At 56.6% G+C, this 24,480-nt stretch carries 22 protein-coding genes and 3 pseudogenes; 18 read left to right on the top strand and 7 right to left on the bottom strand.

Annotated features, from left to right (window positions below; translation table 11 throughout):
• The 4 genes and pseudogenes from ACWPM9_RS21930 to ACWPM9_RS21915 all read right to left on the bottom strand — a co-directional run.
• Positions 1-259, bottom strand: a 259-nt coding sequence (locus tag ACWPM9_RS21930) for a transposase (protein ID WP_484757978.1), incomplete at its 3' end; no start/stop codon positions are given.
• Between the two features lie 149 nt (positions 260-408).
• Positions 409-1,554 carry an acyltransferase family protein gene (locus tag ACWPM9_RS21925; protein ID WP_484757977.1) on the bottom strand — a complete coding sequence of 382 codons (1,146 nt, stop codon included), beginning with the start codon at positions 1,552-1,554 and terminating at the stop codon, positions 409-411.
• A 173-nt stretch (positions 1,555-1,727) separates the two neighbouring features.
• Positions 1,728-2,011: pseudogene (locus ACWPM9_RS21920) on the bottom strand (transposase); the annotation flags it as partial.
• Positions 2,012-2,430: 419 nt separating this feature from the next.
• On the bottom strand, positions 2,431-3,114 hold the full coding sequence (locus ACWPM9_RS21915) for a GntR family transcriptional regulator (protein WP_484757976.1): 684 nt from the start codon (positions 3,112-3,114) through the stop codon (positions 2,431-2,433).
• 123 nt (positions 3,115-3,237) lie between these two features.
• Here ACWPM9_RS21915 and ACWPM9_RS21910 point away from each other — a divergent pair, with 123 nt between their 5' ends.
• The 8 genes from ACWPM9_RS21910 (at position 3,238) to ACWPM9_RS21875 (ending at position 12,053) form a co-directional block, all read left to right on the top strand.
• Positions 3,238-3,879 (top strand): GntR family transcriptional regulator, encoded by a 642-nt coding sequence (locus tag ACWPM9_RS21910; RefSeq protein ID WP_484757975.1) that lies wholly within the window; start codon positions 3,238-3,240, stop codon positions 3,877-3,879.
• Between the two features lie 173 nt (positions 3,880-4,052).
• Positions 4,053-4,877: an ABC transporter substrate-binding protein gene (locus ACWPM9_RS21905; RefSeq protein ID WP_484757974.1), complete on the top strand. Its 825-nt coding sequence runs from the start codon at positions 4,053-4,055 to the stop codon at positions 4,875-4,877.
• Positions 4,878-4,945: 68 nt separating this feature from the next.
• Positions 4,946-5,638 carry an amino acid ABC transporter permease gene (locus tag ACWPM9_RS21900; protein WP_484757973.1) on the top strand — a complete coding sequence of 231 codons (693 nt, stop codon included), beginning with the start codon at positions 4,946-4,948 and terminating at the stop codon, positions 5,636-5,638.
• A gap of 24 nt (positions 5,639-5,662) precedes the next feature.
• Positions 5,663-6,550: a dihydrodipicolinate synthase family protein gene (locus ACWPM9_RS21895; RefSeq protein WP_484757972.1), complete on the top strand. Its 888-nt coding sequence runs from the start codon at positions 5,663-5,665 to the stop codon at positions 6,548-6,550.
• A 21-nt stretch (positions 6,551-6,571) separates the two neighbouring features.
• Complete coding sequence (locus ACWPM9_RS21890) at positions 6,572-9,472, top strand: FAD-dependent oxidoreductase (protein ID WP_484757971.1); 2,901 nt, start codon at positions 6,572-6,574, stop codon at positions 9,470-9,472.
• Positions 9,469-10,197, top strand: a complete 729-nt coding sequence (locus ACWPM9_RS21885) for an amino acid ABC transporter ATP-binding protein (protein ID WP_484757970.1) — start codon at positions 9,469-9,471, stop codon at positions 10,195-10,197. The genes ACWPM9_RS21890 and ACWPM9_RS21885 overlap by 4 nt, the downstream gene beginning before the upstream one ends.
• A gap of 11 nt (positions 10,198-10,208) precedes the next feature.
• On the top strand, positions 10,209-11,618 hold the full coding sequence (hydA, locus tag ACWPM9_RS21880; RefSeq protein WP_484757969.1) for a dihydropyrimidinase: 1,410 nt from the start codon (positions 10,209-10,211) through the stop codon (positions 11,616-11,618).
• A 21-nt stretch (positions 11,619-11,639) separates the two neighbouring features.
• Positions 11,640-12,053, top strand: coding sequence for a DUF3830 family protein (locus ACWPM9_RS21875; RefSeq protein WP_484757968.1), 414 nt, complete (start codon positions 11,640-11,642; stop codon positions 12,051-12,053).
• Between the two features lie 98 nt (positions 12,054-12,151).
• On the opposite strand, the pseudogene ACWPM9_RS21870 reads toward ACWPM9_RS21875, so the two are convergent.
• A pseudogene (locus tag ACWPM9_RS21870) lies at positions 12,152-13,099 on the bottom strand (IS5 family transposase).
• Positions 13,100-13,175: 76 nt separating this feature from the next.
• Here ACWPM9_RS21870 and ACWPM9_RS21865 point away from each other — a divergent pair.
• Positions 13,176-13,463, top strand: a pseudogene (locus tag ACWPM9_RS21865) (hypothetical protein); the annotation flags it as partial.
• A gap of 6 nt (positions 13,464-13,469) precedes the next feature.
• On the opposite strand, the gene ACWPM9_RS21860 reads toward ACWPM9_RS21865, so the two are convergent.
• Entirely contained in the window at positions 13,470-14,117 is a 648-nt protein-coding gene (locus tag ACWPM9_RS21860) for a TetR/AcrR family transcriptional regulator (RefSeq protein ID WP_484757967.1), read from the bottom strand.
• 222 nt (positions 14,118-14,339) lie between these two features.
• Here ACWPM9_RS21860 and ACWPM9_RS21855 point away from each other — a divergent pair, with 222 nt between their 5' ends.
• From ACWPM9_RS21855 to ACWPM9_RS21835, 5 genes are all read left to right on the top strand, one after another.
• Positions 14,340-15,239, top strand: coding sequence for a shikimate dehydrogenase (locus ACWPM9_RS21855; RefSeq protein WP_484757966.1), 900 nt, complete (start codon positions 14,340-14,342; stop codon positions 15,237-15,239).
• Positions 15,236-17,125, top strand: a complete 1,890-nt coding sequence (locus ACWPM9_RS21850; RefSeq protein WP_484757965.1) for a bifunctional sugar phosphate isomerase/epimerase/4-hydroxyphenylpyruvate dioxygenase family protein — start codon at positions 15,236-15,238, stop codon at positions 17,123-17,125. Before ACWPM9_RS21855 ends, ACWPM9_RS21850 begins: the two co-directional genes overlap by 4 nt.
• Positions 17,122-18,015, top strand: a complete 894-nt coding sequence (locus tag ACWPM9_RS21845) for an SMP-30/gluconolactonase/LRE family protein (protein WP_484757964.1) — start codon at positions 17,122-17,124, stop codon at positions 18,013-18,015. The genes ACWPM9_RS21850 and ACWPM9_RS21845 overlap by 4 nt, the downstream gene beginning before the upstream one ends.
• Positions 18,016-18,045: 30 nt before the next feature.
• Positions 18,046-19,032 carry a TRAP transporter substrate-binding protein DctP gene (dctP, locus tag ACWPM9_RS21840; RefSeq protein ID WP_484757963.1) on the top strand — a complete coding sequence of 329 codons (987 nt, stop codon included), beginning with the start codon at positions 18,046-18,048 and terminating at the stop codon, positions 19,030-19,032.
• 84 nt (positions 19,033-19,116) lie between these two features.
• The gene (locus tag ACWPM9_RS21835; RefSeq protein WP_484755507.1) at positions 19,117-20,073 is read left to right on the top strand and encodes an IS481 family transposase; all 957 of its coding nucleotides are present in this window, start codon (positions 19,117-19,119) and stop codon (positions 20,071-20,073) included.
• A gap of 24 nt (positions 20,074-20,097) precedes the next feature.
• On the opposite strand, the gene ACWPM9_RS21830 is transcribed toward ACWPM9_RS21835, so the two are convergent.
• Positions 20,098-20,769 (bottom strand): GntR family transcriptional regulator, encoded by a 672-nt coding sequence (locus ACWPM9_RS21830; RefSeq protein WP_484757962.1) that lies wholly within the window; start codon positions 20,767-20,769, stop codon positions 20,098-20,100.
• A gap of 213 nt (positions 20,770-20,982) precedes the next feature.
• On the opposite strand from ACWPM9_RS21830, the gene dctP (ACWPM9_RS21825) reads away from it, so the two are divergent.
• Genes dctP (ACWPM9_RS21825) through ACWPM9_RS21810 form a run of 4 tightly spaced genes read left to right on the top strand, consistent with a single transcriptional unit; the run spans position 20,983 to position 24,288 of the window.
• Entirely contained in the window at positions 20,983-21,966 is a 984-nt protein-coding gene (dctP, locus tag ACWPM9_RS21825) for a TRAP transporter substrate-binding protein DctP (protein WP_484757961.1), read from the top strand.
• A gap of 58 nt (positions 21,967-22,024) precedes the next feature.
• A complete protein-coding gene (locus tag ACWPM9_RS21820) occupies positions 22,025-22,519 on the top strand; it encodes a TRAP transporter small permease (RefSeq protein ID WP_484757960.1) in 495 nt (164 codons plus the stop codon).
• Positions 22,520-22,532: 13 nt separating this feature from the next.
• A complete protein-coding gene (locus tag ACWPM9_RS21815) occupies positions 22,533-23,834 on the top strand; it encodes a TRAP transporter large permease (protein ID WP_484758000.1) in 1,302 nt (433 codons plus the stop codon).
• Between the two features lie 13 nt (positions 23,835-23,847).
• Positions 23,848-24,288 carry a type II 3-dehydroquinate dehydratase gene (locus tag ACWPM9_RS21810; RefSeq protein ID WP_484757959.1) on the top strand — a complete coding sequence of 147 codons (441 nt, stop codon included), beginning with the start codon at positions 23,848-23,850 and terminating at the stop codon, positions 24,286-24,288.
• Positions 24,289-24,480 lie beyond the last annotated feature (192 nt).

The raw sequence follows: 24,480 nt of genomic DNA, 5'->3' as shown, positions 1-24,480 counted from the left end.
GGGTGTGGACGTTGCTGCAAGGCTGATCGTAAACACCACTCAAGGTCAGCCATATGCTAATGGCCAAGTCCGAATATTTCCGCTGGCCGCCTCGAGATGTTCGCCGTGGAGCAGGCCACTGAGAAAGTGCTTCATCGCTTATCCAGACCGTCAAATCACCACGCCGTCTCAGTCTTTCATTATAAACCGGCCAATTCGTAACCTTGAACTTCTGCTTGGGTATCTTATGCAGACGGTCTTCATTGTGCTTATGCGACATTCAAAATGTCCTGCGGTCAGAAACCACCGCCGATATCAGATCAGTTGCGATCCACGCAACAACGTCCCTTTAGAGCATGGTCGCGAAAGGTAACATACGGACAGCGGTGCTAATATCTGAACATGTAGCTTGATTTTATTGGATCATTCCTATTTTGAAGGATCAACTACAGGCTGCACCATGAGGTGCCGGACAAACGCCCGCGCCCAGCGGTTGAGTGTCGGAACCCAGACCCTTTCCAGTGTCATGAAGGGCAGCGCTGCAAGAAGCGAAATCATCCATGTAAGTGCGAGACTAAGTGCCAACACTATCCCGCGAGGCCATCCGTAGCCGGTAAGCGTGGTATAGGCTGCACTGGTTACGCTGAGGATCACCAGAACGTGGACGAGGTACAGAGGGAAGGACAACCGTCCGAGGAACAAGCCGACCGGGCCACCTAGTCGCCACTCCAAAGAGGGAACACAAAGAAGCAGGGTCATCGCTGCTGTGGAGGCTAAGATGAGGGCGGGTCCGTAGTCGATCGAGTAGCCTGCAATCATGGTAGTCATCATCATGACTATCGCCCAAGAAGGAGGCTGAAATAGCCTTGGGCGCTTGCAGTGGAGAAAGGCAATTAACGATCCGATTACGAACGGAAGAAAGTACATTTGGTGCAGCGCAACACAGAACAGGGCGAGAAGTAAGTGAAACGCGATTGCACCCGGCAGCCTTTGACGCAGCAACAGGCTGCATGCCGCCACTAGAGCGAAGACTAGTACGCTACCGTAGAACTCGTAGACCATCGTCCAGAGATTTGAGTTGTATTCAGAATAACCCGGCCACAGGAAGACGAGAAGCGAATTGCGTGCCGCGTGCGAGAAGCTTGGGACTAAGTCCATTGAGAGCCCGGGATTGGCGAAAGCTGCGAGCCAGTCCGAACCTGTAAGCCTCGCGGCAGCGTTGTGTGAATCGGGTAAATAGAGCAGGATAGCAGCACCGATCATCATGCTTAAACCTACTGGAAGCATCAGTCGGGGTAGCCGTTTCAGCACCGCAGCGACGAAGTCTGGAGCCGAAAAACGTTGGTAAAATTTCAGCGTTAGTACAAAGCCAGAGAGCGTGAAAAAAAAATACACTGCGCCAGTGCCGTTTACGAGGATATATAGCGGTGTCATCCCCAACCCACCCTGCGTTACAGGTGCCCTAAGTAAGGGGAAAAACCCAAGCAGGAAATGGTGGAAAACCACAATGATCGAAGCAATTCCCCGGGCAGTCTCGAGGTAGGCTAATCGCTTTTGTGGGGCGAGTGTGGTCATTGAATAAATTAACCTTTTTCAAGGATGCTAGGGCGCTATTATTGTAAATAATGAGTATAAGTTTTATATTGTTTGCATCAATCGTACGTCGCGTCAAATCTACTATTTTTGGTGTTGGAGCGCATACGTTAATTAAACGGATTTGGCTTGTGGGAGGAGCGAACCCAAGTGCATCAAGCCTGCTTGAAGGGTAGGCGCGCGCGCGAGTTTCCGTGCAAATTTGCCATGAAGACCTGCGCCGGCATCCTAGGCTTTTGCGCGGCTGATCGTTGAGTAGTCTTGCAAGCGTGGTCAGGTCGCATCGTGACACCGACACCAGATCGGTGTTGCCGGGAAGAAAGCGGCGAAAACGTTTATTGGTGTTCTCGACCGTGCCTTTTTGCCAGGGTGCACTGGGATCGCAGAACCAGCTGGATGCGCCTATGCCATCTTCCAAAGCCCTGCATCCGGCGAAGTCGGGGTCAGAACAAGGGCAGGCCGAAATCGTATGTTAAGGTCGAACATAACCGGAACGATGCCGTAGATCGGATGTGCAACATTCCATCTCTGTGGATTGCCACCGACATGTGCCAGTTTTGATTTCTCTGTCCGGCTCGTCTCGACGACGCTCGGCGCAGATTGTCCATGAGTGGAGTCGGACGATGGCAAAGCGCTAACTCCTCAAAGATCAGGATCGCCGCAAGGTTGTCGATATCCCAGTCGACGAGGACAGTCGAATTCGATGTCCGAAAACCGGCAGCAGGCCGTCCGTTGCCAAGCATCCGCGCGAGCAACCGAATAAGCCAGAAGATCTAAGGCCGAATACCGCACATTCGCTGATACGCGCACCAACGCCCTTGCCATAGGTTAAGACTGCCGTGCGGATTGCTATTTTACTTACTCATAAACTGCAATGTGCATTCTGGCGAAGGCAATAAGGCTATCGATGTGGGCTGCTACAGCACAGTGGGTCGCTTCCGCATCCTTCCTCTGGAGTGCGTCAATTATGACCAGGTGCTCCGTCGAATCAGGTTTCAGGCGGTCCTTAAGTTGGCCGATTTCGAAAAGCCTTGTCGTCGCACGCAGGTTTCGCAACACGCCAGCCATGACCTCATTACCGCAGTAATCAATGATCAGATTGTGCAAGTGATCGTCGGAAAACCAGTGTGCGTCAGTGTGATAGGCAGTCGCGCCCATCAGTTCGTCGATCTCGCGCCGTACCTCGATCAGCTTGCGACCGGGAATGCTAAGCATGGCCTGGATTGCAGCCTGCGGCTCGATTAGAAGCCGCAGTTTAAGGCTCTGGATATATTCTCCGATATCCACTTGCCGCACGACATAGTTTCGGCTGTCCCCTTTGTGAACCATGCCTTCACCCTCAAGCCTCTGAAGCGCTTCGCGTAACGGCGTGCGCGATACTCCCAGAGTTTCAGCAAGTCTGGCCTCGACGATGACATGCCCGCCGCCAAGGCGGCGATGCCTGATCATGTCTGAAACCGCATTATATGCCAGAGCCGCAAGCTTGTGGCCGGTTTCCTTGGCCGCCTTTCCGATTTCAATATGTGCATCAGCCTCAGTCACGATGCATTGGGCCTCCGAGCCGTAGTTGTACTATTGCCATTGATATTGCCCTAAAGGCTTTTCTAGCATCAAGCCATGGTCCATACCGGCTAGGAATGTCAAATTCCTTGGAGTGTACAACCGATGGATGCAAAAGTCGCGACGGATACAAGTCTTGCCGACGAAACCTATAGGGCGCTGCTCGATGAAATTCTTTCGGCGCAGTTGGTCGGCGGAGCTGTTGTCCAGGAACGGCGGCTTGCGCTTCGGTTCGGTGTTTCCAGGTCGCCGATGCGCGATGCGCTTGGCCGCCTTGAGGGGCAAGGGCTGGTTGTCCGCAACGACAAGGGTGTCCTCACCGTCAAGGTGATTTCGCTCGCTGACTATTTGAACAGCATCGCCATGCGCCTCTTGATTGAGCCAACTGCCGCGGCGCAGGCTTGCAGTTCGATCCCTACTGAAACACTCAATGAGCTTTACCATATGCTGGAAGCCATCGACGCTGACCCGGATCCTGAACCTAATTTTATCTGGGCATTCGATGATGCACTCCATAACGGGATTGCCCTGGCCAGCGGAAATCCTTTCATGGCCGATACCATCGCCCAAATGCGGCGCTATACCACGATCTTTGAACGGCAGCGCAAGCTCGCTCAACGCAAGCCAGGGCTTGCCGATCATCAAGGCATTCTGCGTGCACTGAGCGCGCGGGACGGTGAGGCCGCGCGTATCGCCATGTCGTTGCATCTTGAGCATATTCGCAGGAACGTGCTCGCGACCTACTGAGCGTCGCCGCAGCCGTTTGTTCCAGATGCTGGTGTTCACTTCTTCTCCTTGTTCAAAGGAAACTGTTGCGGATCGCGTAATTATGTGTATGGAAGTGGTATACCAAATGAATGCGCCAGCGCAATGCATTGAAAATTTGGTCCGCTATAAGATTGTGAAAACCAGAGGGTTCCATGACATTTCGTTTGATTTCCATCGCCTCCGCCCTGCTGCTGTCCACCGCAGTGTCCGCATTTTCCCAAACCTGCACGCCGAAGGTTGCCGACTCTGAGCTGGTAAAACCCGGGACGCTCGTCATGTCGACGAACCCCACCTTGCCGCCGTTGCAGTTCGTTGATTCATCCGGTGAACTCAAGGGGATGCGCGTCGAGCTAGGCATCGAAATTGCCAAGCGCCTTTGCCTCACGCCAGAATATGTCCGCATCGAGTTCTCAGCAATGATACCGGGTCTTCAGGCTGGCCGTTGGGACATGATCAATACGGGCATTTTCTTCACGCCCGAGCGTGCTGCCATGATGCAGATGATCCCTTATGAAGATCAGGCGATCAGCATCTCCGTGGCAACCACAAACGAGGCGGTCAAGTCCAAGGATGACTTTGATGGCATGCGCATTGGCGTCGAAATCGGTGGCTTTGAAGAAACCAAGACGCGCCTGCTTGACGAAGAACTGAAGGCTGCTGGCAAAACTGGCTTGACGATCCTGACGTTCGACAACTTCGCGCTGGCCTATCAGGCGCTTCGTGCCGGACAGGTTGACGGCGTGGTTTCCATCGATGGCGTAGCCAAGGAATATGATGCCCGTGGCGACTTCCGTCGCGCCGTTAGCGGTCTCTATCCCGCACCTGTCGCCGTTGCGTTCAAGAGCGTGGCTCTATCCGATGCAGTTTCTTCCGTCCTCCAGGAAATGAAGGCAGACGGATCGCTCGGCAAGCTTTTCGACACCTATGGAATGCCCATGGTCGATGGTGATTATACAGTAAAGGGCCCAGGCCGCTGAACCGATAAGGTTGCCTTTATCTCGGGTGCCGGCTCTCGTCGGCACCCCAAGCACTAGGAAGTGTCGCCATGTCATTCTGGAACTGGTCCGGTTTCTTCGACTATCTCGTCAATCCCTTCATTCTGGGCGGTGTGGTGACCACTCTTTGGTTGACCTGCACCTCGCTGATTGCCGGCCTCATACTCGGCTTCATCGTGGCTTTGGCGCGTCGATCTAAGCTTCGGGTGCTGAGGGGCATCGGCTGGGTCTATATCTGGATTTTTCGAGGCACACCGCTGCTGGTGCAGTTGATCGTGATCTACACCGCGTTGCCTCAGCTTGGCATTCGCTTCTCCGTTGTAGAGGCAGCGCTTATAGGGCTTGCTTTGAATGAAGCCGCCTATCTAGCCGAAATCATTCGTTCCGGTATCGAAGCTGTACCCGAGGGGCAGTCGCGGGCAGCAAGAGCGCTTGGAATGACTGAGCACCAGATCTTGCGTTACATCGTTATTCCGCAGGCGTTCAAGATTATCATTCCTCCACTCGGAAACTCCGTCAATGGTCTTTTGAAGACGACCTCGGTGACCTCGGTAATTTCGATGGAGGAGCTCTTGCGTCGGACGCAGGTCCTCATCCAGGAGAAGTTCATGGTGCTCGAACTTTTCGCCGTGGCGGCCATCTATTACCTGCTCCTCACCACCGTTTGGGATTTCATACAAAGACGGATCGAAAGGCGCTTTGGCCAGTCAACCGCGCCGATCCAACTCGCTGAACAGCGCTGATTTATAAATAAGGGAATGAATTGCATGTCCAAGATGTTTCGCGGTGTCTTCACCGTGATGATCACGCCCGTCGATGCCGAAGGCAAGGTCGACCTGCAGGCGCTGGCTGCCTTTACAGATTGGCAAATCCGCGAAGGCATACACGGGCTCATCCCGCTCGGCTCGACGGGGGAATTCCTGTCTCTATCTGAAGCGGATTGGGATGGAGTCGCGCGCACGGTTATCGAGACTGCCGCTGGACGTGTTCCGGTGCTGATCGGCACCGGAGCCGAAGACACCCGTGAGGCCATCAGGCTGAGCCGGAAGGCGGAAGCCATGGGCGCGGATGGCGTTATGATCATCCCGCCTTTCTATTCGACGCCGACGGATGATGAAATCGTTACGCATTACCGGGAGATCGCAGCGTCCATATCGATCCCGATCATGGTCTATAACAATCCTGCCACCTCCAATGTGGACCTGAAGCCGGAGCTTCTCGCTCGTATCGCAAAAATTGATGGCTGTGACTATGTCAAGGAGTCGACGCTCGAAGTCACCCGTATCCGAGATATCGTTCGGCTTGCTGGCAATGACATGACGCCCTTCGGCGGCATCTTAGGGTTCGAGTCATTCGTTATGGGCGCGCAAGGGTGGGTCGCTGTTGCTTCCAACGTTGCTCCGGCTGCGATGGCACGCATCTTCACACTTGCGGCAGACGACAAGAAGTACGACGAAGCTCGCGATCTCTACCTAGAATGGCTTCCCGTCATCCAGGCGGTCGGCGGACAAGCCTATGTCGCTGGCTCCAAGGCACTGTTGAACCACATGGGCTTTGCCGCTGGAGCGCCACTTCCGCCACGCCTGCCATTGCCGGCGACCCAGGATGACTCAATGAAAGCATTGGTCGAACGTTACGACCTGCGCTTTCAATAGAGCCCAAACGGAGTCGCGCCGATGACCCAGGCAAGCTTGCCCAATGAAAGGTCCACCATATTCGTGGATGGCAGGGAATATCGTGTCGAGAGGGGTCTGTCGGTTGCTGCTGCATTGACGAGGCTTGCTCTCCCTGACTTTTCCACGGATGCAGGGGGAGCCAGGCGCGGCGTGTTTTGTGGCATGGGCGTTTGCAACGACTGTCTGGTAACGGTCGACGGTCGCACCAGTCAAAGATCCTGCATGATGTCCATTTCCGATGGCATGGTTATTGAGCGCCAGCAGTCAAAGCCTGACATCTCTTCCGTTACTCTCCAGGACCTGCGAGCAGTGCCGCAAGTGCTGGAGCAACTTGTGATGGACGCGCTTGTTATCGGCGCCGGACCTGGTGGTCTGGCTGCCGTAGTCGCGATGGCGGAGGTGGGGGCGTCGGTGACGCTCATTGATGAACGCCATACCTTGGGAGGGCAGTTCTACAAGCAGCCGAACACAACTGCTGCAGACATAGTCCTGGCCGATGATCGCCAGGCGGCGGATGGTCGAGAACTGATAGAGCGTGCCCGATCTCTGGGGGTGAGGATCTTGTCGGGTGTTACCGTCTGGGGTGGCGCGCGAGATGCGTTGTCGGGCACAGTGATTTCTTGTCTAGGTCCGGATGGCGCCTTCTATTGCCGTCCACGCATGCTGGTTATCGCCACGGGGGCTTATGAACGTCCACCGGCAGTTCCCGGCTGGACGTTGCCGGGCGTCATGACAGCTGGTGCTGCACAGACACTGTTGCGGAGCTATGGGACGTTGCCGGGTCGACGGATACTCATCGCTGGCAATGGTCCCCTCAATATCCAGGTTGCCAACGAGATCCTGAAGGCGGGAGGAGAGGTCGTCTGCCTTGCCGAACGTGCGCAAGCGCCCTGGATGCGACCGGCCGATAGTTTGGCTATCTTGCGCCAGGATCAGGCCCTAGCGCTGAAAGGTGCGCGCGAACTTGCCCGATTGAAACTCGGCGGTGTCACGCTTGCCTGGCAAACACAGATCGCCGCGATCCGTGGCAGTGACCGTGTCGAGCAGGCGGTGTTGAACGGTCCAGACAAAGAGATGGTCGTTGATGTCGACACCGTGCTTTTAGGCGGTGATTTCGCATCATCCAACGAGTTGTCGCGCCTGCTTGGTTGCGCACACTCGGTGGCGTCTGACGGCACGCTCGCGGCGGTCTGTGGGGCGGCGGGCGAGAGCTCCCTTCCGGACATCCATATCGTCGGCGAGGCGGTTCGTTTTGGTGGAGCCAATGTCGCCTTGGCTGAGGGAAAACTGGCAGGTCTTGCGGTTGCCGCAAAACTTGGATTTGACGTGCGGCCTGACCCTAAAGCGCAGGAAAAGCTTAATCGAGCGAGGGCATTTCAGAGCTCTTTGTGGCGCTTGTTCAAGGGGACCAAGCCTAGCCTGCCGACTGCCGAAGATGCCTTGGTCTGTCGCTGCGAGAGCGTGGCGATGGGAACGCTGAGGGCCATTGCCGCTCAGGGACCAACTGATATCGCCAGTTTGAAGCGTCTGACGAGGGCAGGTATGGGCCGCTGCCAAGGCCGATACTGTGGGCCCGCGCTCTCGACCCTGACCGAGCGCCCTGTCAACGAGACAATCGGGCTATTGGCCCCGCAAATTCCTCTGCGCCCGGTGCCGCTTGCAGCACTCGCTGTTGAAAAACCAGAATGGGGAGGGCACAAGCGCGCCCTTCTGCCGCAGCGTCCCCCTATTCCTCACAGTGACCCATTGCCTCTGGCCACAGCCGCGACCGTCGTCATCGGAGCAGGGATCGCCGGTCTGTCTACGGCGCTTTTCCTGGCTGAAGCAGGCGAAGAGGTCGTGATTCTGGAACGCGGTTTTCCTGGCGGCCTTGCCTCGGGCGGCAATGCTGGCAGCCTGCATGCCCAGTTATTGTCATTTGATCACGGGGCTCGTGCCGAAGCTGGCGGTGGTCCGGCCGCGCGCAGTCTGTCCCTTCAGCGGGACTCCATTGTTCTCTGGCAATCTTTGGAAAAGCGGTTGGGGCGTGACTTCGAGATGAAGATCACCGGCGGTCTGATGGTGGCAGAGACGGAAGCTCACATGCGGTTCCTCGAAGAGAAGACACGTGTCGAACGCGAGAATGGTATTGAGTGCCATGTGATCACGCGTGAAGACTTGCAAAAATTGGAGCCAGCCCTTTCGCCTGCCATGATTGGTGCATCTTATTGCCCGCAGGAGGGCAAGATAAATCCACTTGTTGCGACCCGTCATGTTCATGACGGGGCTGTTGCAGCCGGAGCACGCATATTCGATCGCACCGAGGTGCTGTCGATAACACGCGAGGGCGCTGGCTATACCATTGCGACGTCGAGGGGCGTTCTGAGGGCAGGGCGAATTGTCAATGCAGCAGGCGCATTTGCATCTCGCATCGGCGCCATGCTGAAGCTTCAGGTGCCTGTTTTCGGAGCGCCCTTGCAGATGGTCGTGACGGAGGCGGCAGCACCTGCAATTTCTCATCTTATTGCGCATGCTGATCGACATTTGACGCTCAAGCAGGCCGCCAACGGAAACTTTCTGATCGGTGGTGGTTGGACGGCGGGGCTCGATCCTATCCACAGTCACCCGCGTCCCATGTTATCTAGCCTTGAGGGAAATCTCTGGGTTGCACAGCATGTGGTGCCCGGTCTTCGTAAGCTGCACGTCATCCGTAGCTGGGCGGCTATGAACATCAATATCGATGGCGCGCCGATTATCGGCGAACACCCTGCAATGCCGGGTTTCTTCAATGCAGTTACGTCCAACGGATTTACGCTTGGACCAATCGTCGGACAGCTCACAGCCGAACTAATACAAGGTCGTGACCCTGATCGCGACATGTCTGCATTTTCCATTTCTCGTTTCGAAGGAGAGCGATCATGATCGAGATCAACGGCGTCACTAAATCTTATGGAGACATCGCCGTTCTCAAGGACTGCTCCACGACAGTGTCCAAGGGCGAAGTCGTCGTGGTTTGCGGGCCGTCCGGATCTGGCAAGTCGACGCTCATCAAATGCGTTAATGCGCTGGAGCCGATCCAAAAGGGTTCGATCCGGGTTGATGGAATAGAGGTAAATGATCCTTCGACCGACCTTCCTGCTCTGCGTTTGCGCATCGGTATGGTGTTTCAGAATTTTGAACTATTTCCTCATCTGACAATTGAAGCCAACATTGCTCTGGCGCAACGTATCGTCTTGGGTCGCAGCGAAAGTTTCGCCAAGAAACGCGCAGGCGATCTGCTCGAGCGCGTCGGCATGACTGGACACGCACACAAGTATCCAGGCCAGTTGTCCGGTGGACAGCAGCAGCGTGTCGCAATTGCACGTGCCCTCGCCATGAATCCCAAAGCCATGTTGTTTGACGAGCCGACTTCGGCGCTGGATCCCGAGATGATCTCCGAGGTGCTGGACGTCATGACAGAACTTGCGCGCGAAGGCATGACGATGATGGTTGTCACCCATGAGATGGGCTTCGCGCGAAAGGTAGCGACACGGATGATCTTCATCGATCAAGGTGAGATCGTCGAGGATCGAGCGACAGAAGATTTCTTCAACAATCGCCAGAATCCCCGCGCCGAGGCATTCCTTAGCAAAATCCTTCATCATTGAGAGGCAGTGAGATGAGCAAGTTCGACCTCGTCGTCAAGGGCGGAACAATTGCAACCGCGTCTGATGTATTCAAAGCCGATATCGGAATCATCGACGGTAGGATTGCGCAGATCGGTCTGGACCTGAAAGAAGCAGGACGGGTGATCGACGCCACCGGAAAGTATGTGCTGCCCGGCGGGATCGATAGTCATGTCCATATTTCTCAGCCGTCTGGCGATGGTATTGTTATGGCTGATGATTTCGAAAGCGGCACGCGCTCTGCTCTTTTCGGTGGCAATACCACCATCATGCCTTTCTGCCTTCAGGAGAAAGGCAGACCAATGCGTGAAGCGCTGAATTCTTATCACCAGCTTGCAGATGGAAACTGCTACACAGATGTAAGCTTTCACCTGATTGTCACGGATCCAAACGATTCTCTTCTTAGCCAGGAACTGCCAGCACTCGCAGCGGACGGCTATTCCTCATTCAAGGTCTTTATGACCTATGAGGATTTAAGACTAAGCGATGCTGAGATTTTGAAGACCCTCGATGTCGCGCGTTCAACGGGTGCCACTGTCATGGTTCATTGTGAAAACGAGGATGCCATCCGTTTTCTGATCGAGCGGCACGAAGCGGCTGGCGATGTAGCGCCGCGCGCACATGCATCAACAAGACCTGTGGCCGTTGAACGCGAAGCCACCCATCGTGCACTGACGCTCGCGGAAGTCGTCGATGTGCCAATCGTTATTGTGCACGTCTCAAATGGCCAAGCGATCGAAGAAATAGCGCGCGCGCGTGCACGGGGCGTCAAGGTGGTGGGAGAGACCTGCCCGCAATACCTTCTGCTAACCGCTGACGACCTGGACGGTATGGACTGGGAGGGTGCCAAGTTCGTTTGCTCGCCGCCGCCACGCGACAAAGCCGCTCAGGATGAATGCTGGAGAGGCATTGAAACTGGCATATTTGATCTGTTCTCATCCGACCATTGCCCATTCCGTTATGACGACGAGCGGGGCAAGCGCAGTCCGAAGGGGCTGACGAGCTTTCGGCATATCCCTAACGGCATCCCTGGCGTCGAGACGCGCTTGCCAATCCTGTTTTCTGAAGGCGTCATGAAAGGCCGGATTGATTTGCCGCGCTTCGTTGCGTTGTCGGCGACGAACCACGCAAAGACCTATGGGCTGTATCCTGAAAAGGGCACAATTTCCATCGGTGCGGACGCCGACATTTCCATATGGGACCCATCAGTCAAGCGCACAATCAGACATGCCGAGCTGCACGACGGCGCCGATTATTCGCCTTACGAGGGCACCGAAATCACCGGTTGGCCAACAACGGTCATTCTGGGTGGGAGAGTGATGATCAGCGAAGGCGACCTTCAAGGCAAAAAAGGTGATGGCGATTACCGATCCGCGCGTACGCGAACGACCCAATCAATTTAATTAAGCTGGAGAAAGACAATTATGAAACTGAAAATCACCGCCGGTCCGTTCACATTCGACGCTGTGCTTGAAACCGAAAAAGCGCCGCAAACCTGTCAGGCATTCATCGAGCGCATGCCGTTCGATGGACAGATCGTACATGTGCGCTGGTCCGGAGAAGGTGTCTGGATCCCGCTTGGCGATTTCAATTTCGGCGTCGGATATGAGAACCACACTAGCCATCCAGCGCCGGGCCAAATCATTTTGTATCCAGGCGGCATCAGCGAGACTGAGATATTGCTGGCCTATGGCGGCGTCGACTTCTCGTCGAAAATGGGTCAGCTTGCTGGCAATCACTTCATCACTTTGACCTCCAATCTTGATAAACTCGCAGAGCTTGGAAACAAGACATTGTGGGAAGGGGCGCAGTCGATCCGGTTCGAACACGTTGAATAACTCGGTGCTTCAAACTCACTCCATCGAGTGAAGCCATTGTTTGGGGCGTTGGTGCGTGGATCAGCTAATGTGCGGTATTCGGTCTTTGATGGGCTGGCTTATTTGGTTGCTCCCGCCGATGCATGGCAACGGACGGATTTCGGGCGTGCGCAGGCCAGCATTCGGTTAAGATTGGCGGCGCCGATCGCAGCTTCTGCCTGTTGAGCGAGGAAAGACCGAGCGCGCAAACGCTGTTCAATGACGCCTTTATATCGTCCCATCGCGGTTTCAACCAAAGCTCGTTTGCCGTAGCCAGTACCGATTTGCCATTTCAGCCGGCCATCTGTCTGCATAGAGGCTATGTGATCGTCTCTCTGGCAGGATGCTTGGGCTTTGGGCCGTTCAATCGCGTTTGAGCGCGGTGGAGAATGACGACCCTCGCGCCTGCGGTGTGACGCAGTACTGCGTCATAGGCTGGAGTGCCATCATAGGCTCCATCGGCAGCGAGCTGGCGGATCTGATCATCGACCTGATCCAGCAAGAGCCCCGGCTGCGAGGCATCGCCGGCCTCCTGGTCTGTCAGGCTATTTGCGATGATCTCGCCACTGTCGGCATCAACAGCCAGGTGCAGTTTGCGCCAGCCACGCCGGGACTTTGCCTCATGTTTTTCTTCCAGCCATTGACCGGTACCATAAATCTTGAGCCCGTTGCTCGACTGTTGGCATCCAGGTTCTTGTCGGTCGACTGAGTGTCGTGTGATCGGGCGCAGGCAGATCCAATGCCATCAGATCAAACACCGAACTCAGAAGCCCTTCGCTCTGGCGCAAACGCAGTCCGAACACCATGCCCAGCATCAGCGTGGTTTCGAGCGGCAGATCTGAATATAGCGGCTGGCCACCAGGCGTCATGCGACGCCGGGCAATCCAGGCCGCCAAAGCTTCGGGCGTCGTCTAAAGGGTCAAACTACCGCGGCGGCGAAGGCCCACCTCGTACTCTGCCCAGTTCGTTAGCTTGAATTTCGTCTTGCCGATGTGATGGCGGCGACTGGCGTTATATCCATACGGTATGCTGGACCAATCAAGTTGGTTTCGATCGCAACCGAATAAGCAGAAAACAATGAATTTTTATTCATGCGCCAAAGCCGTTCCGCGGTCGACATTCATCACGATGAAGGAAGAGGATCGTCTCGGTTTGGGCCTCCAGAGCGACGGCGCGTGGTGGTTTGCCGCGGCCCGTTAGATGCTCGACTTCAACCTGACGCGTTTGACGCACAGAGCCCGATCAGGAAAGCTCGAAGGAGTTCATCTCGAGGCTGGAACCTTTAGCGTCACACCCACCGTCAGCGAAGTCCCTGTAGCCGCCGAGGAACTGAATGCCGAGATCAGCGAGTTAGACGAGGAAGAAGTGCCTTGTGCTAGCAGGTCAATTTACGGTGACCTATATGACCGCAGCCTTTAAATAGTCGATCACCGCATCACAGATCATGGTCTTGTGTCTGCCGTAAAAGACGGGTGCCGAGAGGTCACGGCGGAAAATCGTCCCGAAAGTATGGCGGTTGGAGACGCGAAAAAAGCAGAAGGCGCTGATCAGCATGTGCAGGTCGATGGGATCGACATCGCGCTTGAAGGTGCCGTCCGCTTGTCCTCGCTTGAGAATTTCTTCGAGCGTGTTGATGATCGAGATGTTGAGGTCGCGGATTTCGGCCGAACGCTGCATATGGACGGCCAGATGAATGTTCTCGCTGCTGACCAGACGCACGAAATCGGGGTTTGCCTCGTCGTGGTCGAAGGTCGAGGAGATTAGGACCCGCAAGGCCTGCTCCGGTGGCATGCCGGACAGTTCGAGATCGGCCTCTAGCGAGCGGATCTTTCGATAGGTGCGCTCTAGGACAGCGAGATACAGGCCCTCCTTCGATTCGAAGTAGTAGTAGATCATCCGCTTGGAGGCACGCGTCTTTTCTGCAATCGCATCCACCCGCGCGCCGGCGAGACCACGGGAGGCGAATTCCTCGGTCGCAACGGTCAAGATGTCTTCGCGGGTCTTTTCAGGGTCGTTCTTGCGCGTTGATTGGCTTGGCTTCGGCATTGGCGGTCTCAAACTCCCCTGCGTCACGGGATCATTCCACCGCCCGGACTTCGGTTCCTTCTTAGAGCACAAGCAGCACGCGTTTCAACCAGATCGCATGCGCCAATTGACACGAACTAGTTCGTACATTATTTTCCGGGCGTTGACTTTCGCCATGGAGGAGAGGTGGCCGTCGACCCCAACCGGCATAAAAGCGCCGGCTGCTCGGCAGCGCCCGTAAATATGCAGCATTCTGATCTCGTGAAACGAGCCGGCCTGATTGGCGCTGGCATACAGGCCTCACTTACTCCTGCCTTGCACATGGCTGAGGGACGTCATCTTGGTCTCGACTATGACTACGCCATCATCGACCTGAATGAGATCGAAGGCGGTGCAGCCCGCCTGGCGGACCTAATCTCTGAGGCCGAGGATAAGGGCTTCTGTGGCCTCAACATTACTTATCCCTGCAAGCAGCAAGTCATGGAGCATCTCGACGGTTTGTCGGACGAGGCGCGCATGCTGGGTGCCGTCAATACGATCGTTTTGTCAAATGGCAAACGGCAAGGTTTGAATACGGATTGGTGGGGTTTTGCCGAGGGATTTCGCCGCGGCCTGCCGGATGCAGATCTTAGGCATGTGGCGCAATTGGGTGCCGGAGGTGCCGGTGCGGCAACAGCCTTTGCAATCCTCCAGCTCGGTGCCGAATCGCTGACGATTGTCGATCAGAATGAAGCAAGGGCTGAACAACTGGCAAGTGCCCTCAAGACGCTGTTCCCCAAGGCCAACCTTGATCACAGCGACGATCCGGTCGCCGCCTCTCAAGATGCAACGGGTCTTGTCCATGCGACACCGACCGGGATGGCAAAGTATCCGGGGCTGCCACTCCCTGAAACCTGCCTGAGACCGGACCTCTGGGTCTCCGAGATCGTCTACTTCCCTCTGGAAACAGAGCTTCTGGCAACTGCGCGTGCACTTGGTTGCCGTGTCGTCAATGGGGGCGGTATGGCCGTTTTTCAGGCTGTCGGGGCGTTCAGACAGTTCACCGGCCTCGAACCTGATCCCGCGCGAATGCTGCGTCATTTTGCTGAACTGACAACTCGATCGGCAGGCGTTGAAAAGATTGCCACGGGAGTAGGTTCATGAAGACCTCGATTGCGACCGTCTCCATCAGCGGCGAACTTCCCGAGAAGCTGGAGGCGATCGCGCGAGCCGGATTCGATGGCGTGGAAATCTTCGAGAACGACTTCCTGGCCTTTGACGGCAGTCCAAAGGATGTGGGGCGGATGGTGCGCGATCTCGGCATGGAGATCACCCTGTTCCAGCCGTTTCGCGATTTCGAAGGCATGCCGGATCCGCTTCGCGCGCGCACCTTTGATCGTGCCGAGCGAAAATTCGACGTCATGCAGGAACTGGGCGCTGATCTTCTGCTGGTCTGCTCCAACGTGTCCGGCGTGTCCCTGGGCGGCATAGACCGGGCAGCGGATGATTTTCGCGAGCTTGGCGCGCGCGCAGCCAAACGCGGCCTCAAAGTGGGGTATGAAGCACTTGCCTGGGGTCGGCACATCAACGATCACCGCGACGCCTGGGAAATCGTGCGGCGCGCCGACCATCCCAATATCGGCCTGATCCTCGACAGCTTCCACACGCTTTCGCGCAAGATCGACATCAATTCGATCCGCTCCATCCCCAAGGACAAGATCTTCATCGTGCAACTGGCAGACGCCCCGCTCATCGACATGGATCTTCTCTATTGGAGCCGGCACTTCCGCAATATGCCGGGCGAAGGCGATCTGCCGGTCACGGCCTTCAGCTCAGCGGTCGCCGAAACGGGCTATGATGGCTATCTCTCTCTGGAGATCTTCAATGACCAGTTTCGCGGCGGGTCGACGCGCGAAATTGCGGCCGACGGTCACCGCTCGCTGGTCTATCTCGGCGATCAGGTAAAGCGTATCGGCAAGGCGCCTGCGATCACTGTCCCGGACATGCCGGCGCGTGCTGAGATCAGCGGTGTCGGCTTTGTCGAATTCGCAACGGACGAGATAGAAGCGCCGGGTCTCATTTCGCTGTTGCGCACGATGGGGTTCCGCAAGGCCGCCCAGCATCGCAGCAAGAATGTCGAAGTCTTTCAGCAGGGTGACATTCGATTACTGGTCAATACGGACAGTGCCGGTTTCGCCAGCGCTTCGCAGGCGGTACACGGCACATCGGCCTATGCCATGGCGCTCAAGGTTGAGGATGCCGGCGAGGCAATGAAGCGGGCTCTTGCGCTGAACGCCGAAGCATTCAGCCAGCCGGTTGCGCGAGGTGAATTGTCAATTCCCGCCATCCGCGGCGTCGGAGGAGGTCTTGTCTACCTGATCGATGAGCAAAGTGATCTTGGGCGCTTCTCCGAAATAGATTTCGTGGCGGTCGACGAAAGGGAGCACACCCGAAGCACTGGCCTGAAGCGCATCGATCATTTGGCCCAGACAGTCGGCTATGACGAGATGCTCACCTGGCTGTTGTTCTACACGTCGATCTTTGCGACGCAGAAGACGCCGATGGTCGACATCATCGATCCCAGTGGCGTCGTGCGCAGCCAGGTTATTGAAAACGACAACGGCAGTCTTCGCATCACGCTGAATGGAGCGGAAAACCGGCGCACCCTCGCCGGGCATTTCATCGCCGAGACACTGGGCTCCGCAATCCAGCATATAGCCTTTGAGACCGATGACATCTTCGCGACTGCCGAACGGCTGACGGAGAACGGTTTCCAGCGGCTCCAGATTTCGCCAAATTACTATGGCGATGTCGAAGCGCGCTTCGGCCTCGATCCCGAACTGACCGATCGACTGAAGGCCGAAAACATTCTCTACGATCGCGACGAGCATGGCGAATATTTCCAGCTCTACAGCGGCACTTACGGAGAAGGTTTCTTTTTCGAAATCGTAGAGCGGCGAAAATACGCCGGCTATGGTGCGCCCAATGCCATTTTCCGGATCGCCGCCCTGAAGAAATTCATACGTCCGGAAGGCATGCCCCGCAAATGACAGTCAGAACCATCGATTCGCACCGCGTGGAATGCGCGGTGAATGCAACGGATCAACTTGGAGAGACGCCGCTTTGGTGTGAGCGCGAACAACTGCTCTGGTGGCTCGATATCGAAAAGCCGAAGCTACAGCGTCTCGATCCGGCAGCGGATTCCCATGACGTATTTCCGGATCCCAAGCCGACATTCCTTGGTAGCCAAGCGCTGACTGAAAGTGGAGGGCACCTTTTGGCGCAGGACCTCGAACTTGTGATCCGTGATCAAGATGGAGCCCTGACACCATTTGCCAAGGTTGAGGAGGGTTTGGACAACCGTCTCAATGACGGCAGGGTTGATCGCTGGGGTCGTTTCTGGGTCGGGACGATGGACAATCAGTTGCACCGTCCGAACGGTTCACTCTACCGGGTTGACCCTGATGGAACGGTCAAGCATCTGCTGGGCGATATTATCGTGAGCAATGGCATCGCCTTTTCACCGGATGCGCGCCGATTTCATTTCACCGACACGCGTCGACATCAGAGCTTCGTCTTCGACATGGATCCCGAAGACGGGGAGATAAGCGGCCAGCGTCTCTTCGCAGATTATTCGGCTACAGGTGAGCGGCCGGACGGTGCATGCTTCGATGCCGATGGCGGTCTGTGGACCGCATTTTTCGCAGGCGGGCGCGTGGTTCGCTATGGTCCCGATGGCAGGATCGACACCGTTATCCCACTTCCGGTGACAAATCCCACCTGTGTCTGTTTCGGCGGTGCCGATCTGAAGACGCTCTACATCACCACGGCTTCGAAATTCCTGTCCGATGTGCAGAGGGCGGCAGAGCCGCTGGCCGGAGCATTGTTCGCCGTGGAGGGGGTAGCTCAAGGCCTGCCCGAAAACCGTTTTTCCAACTGACCGAAGAACCATGGAACTGGATGAGTACCCATGACCTTAATGACGAGACGTAACTTGTTGGCCGCAAGTGTGATGATCGGGGCGGCGGGTGCAATGCCGACGATCGCTCAGGCTCAGACGGCGCTGCGCTTTGCCGATGTGACCACGGCCGACGCGCCGCGTTCCCAGGCACTGGTCGACATATTCGCCAAGGAGCTTGGCCCAGACTATACCTTCACGCCCTATTTCAACTCTACGCTATTCCGCCAGGGTACCGAACTTGTCGCAGTCCAGCGCGGCAACCTCGACATGGCGCTTCTGCCTCCTTCCGACTTTGCCAAGCAGGCCCCGGAATTCGATATTCTCGGGGCAGCCTATGTCGTGCGAGATGCCGACCATCTTGCCCGGATCTTCGAGAGCGACGTGGGCGAGGAGTTCCGCCGGATCGCCAGGGAGAAACTGAAGGTGGAGGTTCTGGCGCCAGCTTATTACGGCACGCGAGAGCTCAATTTGAAGGGCGACAAGGAGATCAAGACGCCTGCCGACCTCTCCGGAGTGAAGCTGCGTATGCCCGGCGGCGAGAGCTGGCAATTCCTTGGACGATCCATCGGCGCCAATCCCGTGGCCATGGACTATGCCGAGGTCTATACCGGACTGCAGACCGGCGCCATCGATGCTCAGGACAACCCGTTGCCGAACGACAAGTTGATGAAGTTCTACGAAGTCACCAATCAGATCGTGCTGACAAGCCACAATGTCGGCTTCGGTCTTCTTCTGGTTTCATCGAAAGTCTTCGACGCCCTGCCGCCAACCGAGCAAGCTCGCATGCGCGAATTGGCAACGAAGGCCTTTGCCTGGAGCACAGCGGAATATCGCAAGCAGGAGGCCGAGCTTGTCGAATTCTTCAAGCAGCAGGGTCTCAAGGTCTACACGCCGGACGTCGATGCGTTCCGCACTTATGCTCAGGAGCAGTATCTGCAGTCACCCTTATCGCAATCCTGGCCCGAAGGCATGCTGGAGCGGATAAACGCACTCTAGTTGTGAGCTTTCAGGAGGTTGTCCATTCGGAGCGGATTTAGGAGACTGGAGTTACCACACCTCAGACCTCCAGGATCGCTCCGAATGAACATCCACAAGAATGCCCGACTGACGCCGCTCCGTCGAGAAGAAATGGCTGCCGCTGTTCTTGGCGGCAGGCTGTCGAAAGCGCAGGCCGCGCGGGTCTATCGTGTTTCACCGAAAATCGTTTCTCGCTGGACGGAACGCTTCAAGGCATCGGGCCTGGCGGCAATGATGGATCGTTCGTCGCGTCCCGCCAGTAGCCCGCGACAGACGGACGGAAGTGTTGTCGAACGTATCCTCTATCTTCGTAGACAACGTCTGACCGGCAAGCACATCGCCATGGAAACCGGCGTGTCTCCTGCTACCGTCAGCCGCGTTCTCAGGCGGGCTGGTCTATCCCGGATGAAGGATATCGATCCAGCCGAACCTGTGGTCCGCTACGAATATGCCGAACCGGGCGGCCTGATCCATCTCGACATCAAGCGCCTTGGCCGTTTCGATCGTGTCGGCCACAGGATCACAGGCGACAGGACCAAGCAGAGCAACTCGCGCGGTGTCGGCTGGGAATATGTCCATGTCTGCATCGACGATGCCTCGCGCATCGCTTTCACAGACATCTTCCCGGATGAAAAAGCCGTCAGCGCCATCGCCTTCCTCAAAGCTGCCGTTGCCTATTATGAAAGTCTTGGCGTCACGGTCACGCGCGTGATGACCGACAACGGGTCCTGCTATGTCGCCAAGGAGTTTGCCAAGGCCTGCAAGGCGCTTGGCCTGAAGCACATTCGAACCAGACCCTATACGCCAAAAACCAACGGCAAGGCCGAACGCTTCATTCAGACCGCCTTGCGGGAGTGGGCGTATGCACGAGCCTATCCCTCGTCAGCAATCCGGAAAACGCATCTGCCAAACTGGACCCACATGTACAATTGGCATCGCCCTCACGGCGCACTAAAATCAAAAACACCAATCAGTCGCCTCGGCCTGCCCCGAGACAACCTGTTGAGGTTCCACATCTAGAGCGCCAACAGCCAGCGGCTGCATTCATGGAATGCGACCGCTGGCCAGTACATGATCGACGCCGTTTCGCACATGGGTGGCGAGCATGGCCTTGGCTGCGGGAGCGTTGCGCTCGAGGGCCAGTTCGAAAAGGCGGCGGTGATCGTCGGCTACCGCCCTGCCGCGGAAACTGCGCTCAAGAAGATGATAGCGCAGAAACCGGTCGAAGACGGATGAGAGCATGGCCATCAAGGGTCCATATTCGCCATCTGTCACCAGAGCCTTGTGAAACTCCCAGTCATAGCGCACCCAATCGACCGTGCGTCCGACAGCTGCACGCTCGAGCAGCGCGCGCTCGATCGCACTGAGCTTATGGTGAGCGGCAACAAGGCGCGCTTCCCATTCAAGGTCGCCATTTGCAAAGGCGCTTTCCATTGCGTGACCTTCAAGCAGGATGCGCAACTCCGCGAGTTCTGCCAGTTCCCGGCGTGAAACCGCGCTCACGAAAAAGCCCCGTTGTCCTTCCGCGACAACGAGGCTTTCAGCAGTCAGCCGGCACAGGATCTCCCGCAGGGTGGAAACACTGATCCCGTACCGTTCCTTTGCCCAATCCAGCTTCAACTTGCTGCCAGGGGCAAGCTCGCCACCGACGATATCGTCTCGGATGCAGCGAAAGGCGATCTCTCCGACAGTCTCCTGAGACAGGTTCTTCAACATTTGCGGCATTCTCCCATTGCGCGTTTAAAATATATGGTGAAATGAAAAATACCAGATATTATTGATTGCGAGCTTTTCGACGATGACTGGCAATTGACATAAACGAACTATTTCGTACAATATTGACTATCGGCAATTCGGAGGAAAGCCGAAGACAGGTGGAGGGCCGGTCACGCAGGTTGAGACAGGCCGGTAATTGGAGGAGGAAACCCAATGACATTCGATTTGACCCGACGTCACTTTCTCGGTGGCGCCGTCGCTGCTGTAACCTTGCCGCTGCCGGCATTTGCGCAGTCTAAGACTGATCTGAAATTCTCGGCGGTGTTCTCGGAGCAGGACATCCGCGCCAACATGATGAAGATGTTCGCCGAGGATATTTCGGGCTCGTTCAATCTGCAGCCCTTTTACGGCGGCACGCTGTTCAAGCAGGGCACCGAACTCGTCGCACTCCAGCGTGGCAACCTGCAGATGGGCAATATCGCCCCTCAGGACATTTCCAAGCAGATCCCCGAATGGTCGGTGCTGACCTCGGCCTACCTGTTCCGCGATGCGGCCCATGTGACCACGTTCTTTGCAAGCGATCTCGGCGCCGAGTTCAAGAAGATGGCCGAGGACCAGCTGAAGGTACGCGTGCTCGGACCGACCTATTTCGGTGCCCGCCAGGTTGGCCTGAAGCCGAACAAGAAAATCAATACGCCTGAAGATCTTGCCGGCATCAAGTTGCGCATGCCCGGCGGCGATGCCTGGCAGTTCCTTGGTGAGGCGCTCGGCGCCAATCCGGTGCCGATGGCCTATGCCGAAGTCTATACCGGTCTGCAGACCGGCGCGATCGACGGTCAGGACAACCCCCTGCCGAACGTCAAGAACATGAAGTTCTACGAAGTGATGTCGCAGATCGTCATGACGTCGCACCTCGTGGGCTACGACCTGCTGACGATTTCCAGCGAAGCCTGGAACGCGATGGACACGGGCAGCCAGGCATCGTTCCAGGCCGCCGCCGACAAGGCCATGGCGTGGAGCCAGGAACAGCACCTCGCACAGGAGCAGTCGCTCGTGGATGAGTTCAAGGCTGCTGGACTCGATATCTACACGCCGGACACTGATGCATTCCGCAAGTTTGCCCAGGACAAGTATCTGAGCTCTGATCTTGCCAAATCCTGGCCGGACGGCGTTCTGGAAAAGGTCGCCGCTATCTGATCAGTGGGATGCGGCCGTCCGCCCCTGATGGCGGTCGGCTGCTCCAACGGAGGCTTTTATGGCAAATATCTTCCGCACGATTGGCGGTTTCCTGCGCCGGCGGGCAGAGAACATTCTCTCGCTGATGCTGCTGGCGATGTTCGTCGCCTTTCTGCTGCAAATCCTGTTCCGCTATGCCCTGAACCTTTCGGTCGGTTGGACCAATGAGCTCAGTGTGGTGCTGTGGATCTGGATCGTGCTGTTCGGCTCGGCCTTCGTGGTGCGGGAAGTCGATGAGATCCGTTTCGACCTGCTGTGGGCCTCTGCCCGAGGACGCACGCGACGTGCCATGCAGGTCATTTCATCGATCGGGCTTGTCGTCCTGTTCGGTCTCTCGCTGCCGGCTGTGATCGACTACGTCACCTTCATGGCCGTTGAGAAGACCGCCTATATGAAGATTCGCTTCGATTATCTCTATTCCATCTATGTCGTCTTCGCGGTCGCGATGATTGTCCGTTACGTCTGGCTCGGCGTACAGGCGATCCGCGGTGCGCCCGACGATTATGATATCTGACACGGGACCAGACCTGATGCTTCCCAGTCCCTTTGCCTCGTCTCTCATTCTCATCACTGTGCTCGCGCTCGTCGGTATGCCGATCGGCCTATCCATGATGGTCGGCTCGATCCTCTATCTGTGGATGATGGGCCTTGACCTTGGGACAGTGGCCGAGCAGTTCCTGAACGGCATGTATTCGAACTACGTGATCCTCGCCGTTCCTCTTTTCGTGCTGGCCGCTGAGTTCATGAACATCGGTTCGATGACCGAGCGGTTGCTGAGTTTCTGCAACCTGATCGTCGGTCGGTTCCGGGGTGGGCTGGCGCTGGTCAATGTCGTGCAGAGCATTATCTTTGCCGGCATGTCGGGATCGGCCATTGCCGATGCAGCAGGCACCGGCGGCCTGATGCATGCGATGATGACCAAGAATGGTCGCTATCCGTCGAGCTTTGCAGCGGCACTGACGGCTGTGACCTCCGTGATCGGGCCGATCATCCCGCCGTCAATCCCGATGGTCATCTATGCACTCGTCTCAGATGCTTCGATCGGCTACCTGTTCCTGGCCGGCATGGTCCCGGGGCTGCTGATGGCAAGCCTGCAGGCCTTGCAGATCGTCATCACGGCGCGCAGGCGCGGCTTTCCGGTCGAGGAGGCGGTTCCGCTGAAAGATGTACCGCTCATCACCTGGCGTGCGCTCCCGGCGTTGCTGATGCCGGTGATCCTGCTCGGCTGCATCTATAGCGGCATTACGACGCCCACCGAGGCCGCCGCGATCGCCGCCTTCTACGCCCTGCTGGTCTCTACGGTCGTCTATCGCTCTATCTCGCCAAGCCGCTTTTACGCTGCCTTGTCGAAAAGCGCGAAGACGACAACCTCCATCGGCATGCTGATCGCCGGCTCGCTGGTCTTTAACTACGTCGTCACGCTCGAGAATATTCCAGATCAGCTGCGCGGCGTCATGATGGGCTGGGACCTGAGTCCCACCGGCTTCCTGATCTTCGTCAATGTCATGCTGCTGCTCTTCGGATGCATGCTGGAAGGGACCGCGATCCTGCTGATCATCGTGCCGGTCTTCATCCCGACGGCCCAGGCGCTCGGCATCGATCTGGTGCATTTCGGCGTGGTGGTCGTCGTCAATATCATGCTTGGCCTCGTCACACCGCCCTATGGCCTGCTGCTCTTCATCGTTGCCAAGATTTCGGGTGCGCCGATGAAGGCGATCGTCCGGGATGCCGCGCCTTTCATTCTGTGGATGTTGGTATCTCTGCTGATCATCACTTTCGTTCCGGACCTTGTTCTGTGGCTGCCGCGCATGTTCGGCTACCAGGGTTGAGGAGGCCCATCGCGTGAAACCGATCTATATCCTGAACGGCCCCAACCTGAACCGGCTCGGCAAGCGCGAACCGGAAATTTACGGCAGTACAACGCTTGCGGAAGTGGAGGCACTCTGCAATGCGGCGGCAGGTTCACGCCCCGTCGTCTTTCATCAGACCAACAGCGAGGAGCGACTGATCGATCTGGTTCACGAAGCTATCGACGAAGCCGCTGGCATTATCATCAATCCCGCCGCTTTCACCTTCACGTCGCTTGCCCTTCTCGACGCCCTGAAAATGTTTCCAGGGCCCATCATCGAATTCCACATCAGCAATATCCACCGCCGTGAGCCGATCTATCACCGGTCTCATGTTTCGATGACCGCAACGGCAGTGATGGCGGGGCTTGGTGCAGCTGGTTATGCTACCGCGGTCCAAGCAATTGATACTCTGATAAAGGAAGGCAAGCGCTAGCTTTGGCACAGGTGGTCAATCGGCTTGGACCTAAATTTCCGGAAAGACAGAGTCTCAACCTAGCTAATCTCTCCCAGAGTTGATCGAGAACTGGGTTAGCTTTCGGAAGTCGTCGGAGACGACTCTGATGAAAGAAATGGGAGCGCGAAGCTGCTGTGCCGTTTTTGCATCGGAACGTAGAGGACGACAGTT

Source organism: Agrobacterium sp. H141 (genome assembly GCF_057158725.1).
The sequence above is the reverse complement of the archived record's forward strand: the minus strand, read 5'-3'. Positions and strand labels throughout refer to the sequence as shown.

Coding starts and splice junctions, on each gene's coding strand:
- ACWPM9_RS21830 (WP_484757962.1), bottom strand. CDS start 20,769: ATGTTGAAGAACCTGTCTCAGGAGACTGTCGGAGAGATCGCCTTTCGC.
- ACWPM9_RS21885 (WP_484757970.1), top strand. CDS start 9,469: ATGATCGAGATCAACGGCGTCACTAAATCTTATGGAGACATCGCCGTT.
- dctP (WP_484757961.1), top strand. CDS start 20,983: ATGACATTCGATTTGACCCGACGTCACTTTCTCGGTGGCGCCGTCGCT.
- hydA (WP_484757969.1), top strand. CDS start 10,209: ATGAGCAAGTTCGACCTCGTCGTCAAGGGCGGAACAATTGCAACCGCG.
- ACWPM9_RS21845 (WP_484757964.1), top strand. CDS start 17,122: ATGACAGTCAGAACCATCGATTCGCACCGCGTGGAATGCGCGGTGAAT.
- ACWPM9_RS21905 (WP_484757974.1), top strand. CDS start 4,053: ATGACATTTCGTTTGATTTCCATCGCCTCCGCCCTGCTGCTGTCCACC.
- dctP (WP_484757963.1), top strand. CDS start 18,046: ATGACCTTAATGACGAGACGTAACTTGTTGGCCGCAAGTGTGATGATC.
- ACWPM9_RS21835 (WP_484755507.1), top strand. CDS start 19,117: ATGAACATCCACAAGAATGCCCGACTGACGCCGCTCCGTCGAGAAGAA.
- ACWPM9_RS21875 (WP_484757968.1), top strand. CDS start 11,640: ATGAAACTGAAAATCACCGCCGGTCCGTTCACATTCGACGCTGTGCTT.
- ACWPM9_RS21895 (WP_484757972.1), top strand. CDS start 5,663: ATGTCCAAGATGTTTCGCGGTGTCTTCACCGTGATGATCACGCCCGTC.
- ACWPM9_RS21910 (WP_484757975.1), top strand. CDS start 3,238: ATGGATGCAAAAGTCGCGACGGATACAAGTCTTGCCGACGAAACCTAT.
- ACWPM9_RS21900 (WP_484757973.1), top strand. CDS start 4,946: ATGTCATTCTGGAACTGGTCCGGTTTCTTCGACTATCTCGTCAATCCC.
- ACWPM9_RS21925 (WP_484757977.1), bottom strand. CDS start 1,554: ATGACCACACTCGCCCCACAAAAGCGATTAGCCTACCTCGAGACTGCC.
- ACWPM9_RS21850 (WP_484757965.1), top strand. CDS start 15,236: ATGAAGACCTCGATTGCGACCGTCTCCATCAGCGGCGAACTTCCCGAG.
- ACWPM9_RS21820 (WP_484757960.1), top strand. CDS start 22,025: ATGGCAAATATCTTCCGCACGATTGGCGGTTTCCTGCGCCGGCGGGCA.
- ACWPM9_RS21855 (WP_484757966.1), top strand. CDS start 14,340: ATGCAGCATTCTGATCTCGTGAAACGAGCCGGCCTGATTGGCGCTGGC.
- ACWPM9_RS21890 (WP_484757971.1), top strand. CDS start 6,572: ATGACCCAGGCAAGCTTGCCCAATGAAAGGTCCACCATATTCGTGGAT.
- ACWPM9_RS21860 (WP_484757967.1), bottom strand. CDS start 14,117: ATGCCGAAGCCAAGCCAATCAACGCGCAAGAACGACCCTGAAAAGACC.